This is a genomic window from Streptomyces sp. NPDC002573, from assembly GCF_042889625.1.
Classification (GTDB): Bacteria; Actinomycetota; Actinomycetes; order Streptomycetales; family Streptomycetaceae; genus Streptomyces; species Streptomyces gibsoniae.
Window position 1 is genome coordinate 1 of the sequence record NZ_JBIARC010000195.1, and the last position, 4,179, is coordinate 4,179.

Annotated in this window: 3 protein-coding genes and 1 pseudogene; 2 read left to right on the plus strand and 2 right to left on the minus strand. The window is 68.9% G+C overall.

Annotated elements, in window-relative coordinates; genetic code table 11:
- Positions 1-106: 106 nt before the first annotated feature.
- Positions 107-1,020: pseudogene (locus ACFYX0_RS46955) on the minus strand (IS3 family transposase); the annotation flags it as partial.
- Between the two features lie 313 nt (positions 1,021-1,333).
- On the opposite strand from ACFYX0_RS46955, the gene ACFYX0_RS46960 reads away from it, so the two are divergent.
- Positions 1,334-2,431 (plus strand): PP2C family protein-serine/threonine phosphatase, encoded by a 1,098-nt coding sequence (locus ACFYX0_RS46960; RefSeq protein ID WP_388981762.1) that lies wholly within the window; start codon positions 1,334-1,336, stop codon positions 2,429-2,431.
- A gap of 308 nt (positions 2,432-2,739) precedes the next feature.
- Here the strand turns inward: ACFYX0_RS46960 and ACFYX0_RS46965 are convergent, their stop codons facing one another.
- Positions 2,740-3,186: a DUF1772 domain-containing protein gene (locus ACFYX0_RS46965; RefSeq protein ID WP_355920491.1), complete on the minus strand. Its 447-nt coding sequence runs from the start codon at positions 3,184-3,186 to the stop codon at positions 2,740-2,742.
- A 91-nt stretch (positions 3,187-3,277) separates the two neighbouring features.
- On the opposite strand from ACFYX0_RS46965, the gene ACFYX0_RS46970 reads away from it, so the two are divergent.
- The gene (locus tag ACFYX0_RS46970; protein ID WP_355920488.1) at positions 3,278-3,856 is read left to right on the plus strand and encodes a TetR/AcrR family transcriptional regulator; all 579 of its coding nucleotides are present in this window, start codon (positions 3,278-3,280) and stop codon (positions 3,854-3,856) included.
- The last annotated feature ends 323 nt before the right edge of the window (positions 3,857-4,179 follow it).

The following is a 4,179-nucleotide window of genomic DNA, read 5'->3' on the forward strand; positions in this document are numbered from 1 at the left end:
CGGGGACTTCATCGGCGACCGTCCAGTCAACGCCGCCATCCACCCTGCTGGCCTGCCCATCAACACCTCCGAGGACGAGGTGTTGCAACGACCGATTGAATCCGCCTTGCGATCCGGGGTCCGCGTGGAAGATCACTCCGGTGACGTCACCGCCGCGGGCCGCGACGGCAGCCTTGAGCGCGTCGATGACCAACTCAGCGCGCATGCGCGTGGCCATCGAGTAGCCGAGCACCCGGCGCGAGCGGATGTCGATGACGCAGGCGAGGCAGAGCCAGACGGCTCCGACCTGCACGTATGTGATGTCGCCGCACCACTTCTCGTCCAGAGCGCCGGCGCTGAAGTCCCGCTGGACCAGGTCCGCCACCGGCGGCGCGAGGTGGTCCGGGACCGTGGTTCGCTTCTTCTTGCGCAGGTGACGGCCGACAATGCCGTGCTTGCGCATCAGCCTGGCCACCCGCTTGCGGTTGACCGTGTGGCCGAAGCCGCGCAGTTCGGCATGGACCCGCAGCGCGCCGTAGTTCCCATGGTGTTCGGCGTGGATCTCACGGATCTCGGCGACCAGCACGTCATCGGCGGCCTGCCGCTCCGCCCGTGCCTTGGCGCCGGCGATCCACCCGTAGTAGCCCGAGCGGGAGACTTCCAACACCCTGCATATCCGCTTGATGCCGAACATCTCGGCGTGGGCGGAGACGAAGTCCCAAGCGGCGGTCTTCACTTCATCTCCCGGGCGAAATACGCCGCTGCCCGGCGCAGGATCTCCCGCTCGAGCTGCCATTCCTTCTCCGCCCTGGCCGGCCGCGCGTTCTCCGCCCGCAGCCGGGCCAGCTCGGCCTCGGTGTCCTGCGACGCTCCGGCGGCGACTGGACGGCCGTCGGCGTCACGCACCCAGGTCCGCAGCGTCTCGGGGTTGACATTCAGATCGGCCGCGACGTCCTTGAACGTCCGCCTACCGGCCGAAGCCCGCCACAACGCGATCGCGTCGGACCGGAACTCCGCACTGTACTTCGAGGGCCGTGCCACGTGGATCTACACCTTCCAGGATCGACAAGATCCATTGTCAGGTGTGTCCACACCACGGGGATCACCTCAGTGTGATGTGCGTCGGGTGCACGTACGCGACGCCGCGGCGGGGTGCGAATCCATCCGAGTGAAGCCGTGCGGGAGTTGTCTGTCCCGTCCAGTGGTCTGCTGGATGACGGCTCCGCGGTCAACCCCGCTTAAGCCGTCGGGGGCTGATCAAGTAGGGGTGTGGCGAGGCGTCCCGCCCTCCGCAGAGAGGGTGCATAAGGTTGCTCTTCGGGTATAGGCCAGTTGATGCGGAATCGGGGCGCGGATGGACCCACTCTCCACAAGGCGACCCCGGTACTTCTCCTTCATACCAAGCGCCCTGTTCATCACCGGGACCGTCTGGAACGCTTACTATCCGCGTGACTTTTGGGGCGATTACCTGCTGGGCGCCGCTGTCATGGTGGCGGGGGCACTGCTCTCGCTGCGGCACACGATCGCGGTTGGAGCGGCCCTCGTTTCGGTCGATCTGGCGCTGTTGATCGAGGTCGGTTACCTCGGCCATGTCGGCGGCACGTTCGAACTGACCAGCGCGGTGTTCACCGCGCTGGTCGGCATCGGCGTGAACCGGGTGGTCGCTCGCCATGAGCGGCGGCTGGAAGCAATGCGTTCTGTCGCTGCGGCCGCCCAGCGTGCCGTACTGCCCTTGCCGCCGACACGTCTGGGCGCGTTGGCCATCGCCGCCGTCTACAAGGCTGCGCACATCGAGGCGTTGATCGGCGGTGACGCGTACGGCGTTCAGGACACGCCGTACGGCATCAGGCTGCTGATCGCGGATGTACGGGGCAAGGGCCTGGGCGCGGTCGGCGTGGTGTCCGTACTGCTGGGCACGTTCCGGGAGGCGGCAGACCAGGCACCCAGCCTCGTGGTGCTGGCCGAGCGCCTGGAGCGCGCCCTGGTCAAAGATGCCTCGTGGCGCGAGGAGGTCATCCGGACAGAGGGGTTTGTCACGGCGCTGCTCGGTGAGATCACACCGGGCGCACACCACGTGCGGCTGTTGAACTGCGGCCACCCCTCGCCGTATCTGATCGAGGGGGACACGGTGTCCTCGCTGGATCCGGCCGAGCCGGGTCTTCCGCTGGGTATGAGGGACCTGGGCGGACCGCAGGCAGAGCCCGGGGAGTGGCCCTTCCCGGTCGGCAGCACGCTTTTGCTGGTCACCGATGGAGTGACAGAGGCCCGGGATCCTTCCGGGGCTTTCTACGAAGCGGTGACCCGGCTCGGAGGCCGGGGCCCGTTCCGGCGGCCGGACGAGGTGATTGAGGTCCTGGTACGCGATGTCGAGCACTGGACCGGCGGTCCACGCGATGACGACATGGCGATCCTGGCGATCACCCACTGTGCCGGCAGACCGCTCAGCCCGTGAATCCGATTGCTACGGAGGGCGGCGTAGGCCCGGTCCACGCGCCGCAACATCGCGACCCGCTACGACGAGACCCCGGAAAGCCGCCTCGCCGGGCTTCACCAGCGTGCCTCGGTGATCTGGGTCAAAGACCTCACCGCACCAGAGCCGAGCGCCGGGAGCCGTGCAGGTCATCGAGGGACCCAGCCTCTCGGGATCGCAGTTGCGGGCCCCGAGCGGCAGCTGCATTCCCGGATGCCGGGATTTCGGTGGCCCGCTGCCGCCCAGGGAGCGAAAATCGTGCGCCACCGGCGCGGTGTCGGCCCGCGGGCTCAGGCGAGGGCGGCGACCAGCAGGGCGAAGGCGGCGATGATGACGGCGACGCGGACGTAGTGGTAGCGGTCCCAGCGGTTCATCTGCTCCTTCCAGTCCTCGGGCCGGTTCTCGGGGGTCCACGTCTTGCCCCGGTTGTTGATCGGGACGAGCAGCAGAAGCGACATGATCACGCTGAGGATCAGCAGCGCGCCGGCGGTGACGACGAGGCCGGTGCCGTGGTGGTGCCATCCGGCGATGGCCCAGACCACGACGAGGACGAGCGAGGTGATGTACCAGACCGGCATCACGGCGCCGAGCATCCGGCCCCCGTGGGCGCGGCCGAGTTGGCCACTGTCACCGGGCAGTGCGTCGAGGATCCGGTTGATGACGAAGGCGACGGAGAACTCCACCCCCACCATCACACCGACGACCACGGTGGTGAACACCTCGAGTGCGTTGAGCATGATGACCCCTCCCGACATCTAGCATTGATAGCTGATGAGGCAACGCTAGCTCTACCGCCGCTTGCTTGTCTAGCGGTGCTAGGATCGAGCCATGTCGGTACAGGAACGCAAGCAGCGCGAACGGGCGGAGCGCGAACGGCTCATCGTGGCGACAGCCCGCGAACTCGCCGAGCAGCAAGGCTGGGACGCGGTCACCACCCGCCAGCTCGCCGAGCGCATCGAATACAGCCAGCCCGTCCTCTACAGCCACTTCCGCGGCAAGCGCGAGATCATCGGCGCCGTCGCCCTCCAGGGCGCCACCGAGATGGCCGCGGCGGTGCGGGCCGCGACCGCCGCCGTGGACGGCCCGCGCGAGCGGGTCGCCGCCCTCGCGCGCGCCTACCTCGACTTCGCCGCACGCAACCCGGCGGTCTACGACGCCATCTTCCAGCTCGACGGCGGTCTGGCGTACGCGCAGGAGGACACCCCGGAACCTCTCAAGGACGCTTTCGCCGCGCTGCTGGAGTGCCTCGGCGAGGTCGCCGGGGACGGCGTTGACCCAGGGCTGTTCACCGAGGTGTTCTGGGCGTCCCTCCACGGGGTGGCGACCCTGACCCGGTCGGGAAGGCTGCCGCCGGAGTACACCGAGCGCAGGGTGGAGCTGCTGGTGGACCGGCTCGCCATGGTCTGACACACCATCCCGGCGGGCACGCAGCCGGGGCCCCGGACCCTGCCGCTGCCTGAGGCATCGCTTCCGGTCACTCGCGCCCACAGGGCGCAGCCGCAGACCGCCGGGCCCCGTAGCCCGACGGGGCACCCGCCCCGCAAGCTGCGATGCCCATTGATCACGACCCGACACGCGCCCTCGTGACGCCACCCCGGCGCCCGGCACCCGCCCGCCCCGACCTCCCCCGGCCGACGCCCCGTTACCTTTCTCGTGGCCCCGCAACGGGGTGCCTGGCCCCCCGGGTCCGGTATGGCTGTTTGCCCCCTGTCGCACGCATGACCTGGGGG

Excerpts from the sequence above, each read along its gene's own strand:
- ACFYX0_RS46960 (WP_388981762.1), top strand. The coding sequence starts at position 1,334 with ATGGACCCACTCTCCACAAGGCGACCCCGGTACTTCTCCTTCATACCA.
- ACFYX0_RS46965 (WP_355920491.1), bottom strand. The coding sequence starts at position 3,186 with ATGCTCAACGCACTCGAGGTGTTCACCACCGTGGTCGTCGGTGTGATG.
- ACFYX0_RS46970 (WP_355920488.1), top strand. The coding sequence starts at position 3,278 with ATGTCGGTACAGGAACGCAAGCAGCGCGAACGGGCGGAGCGCGAACGG.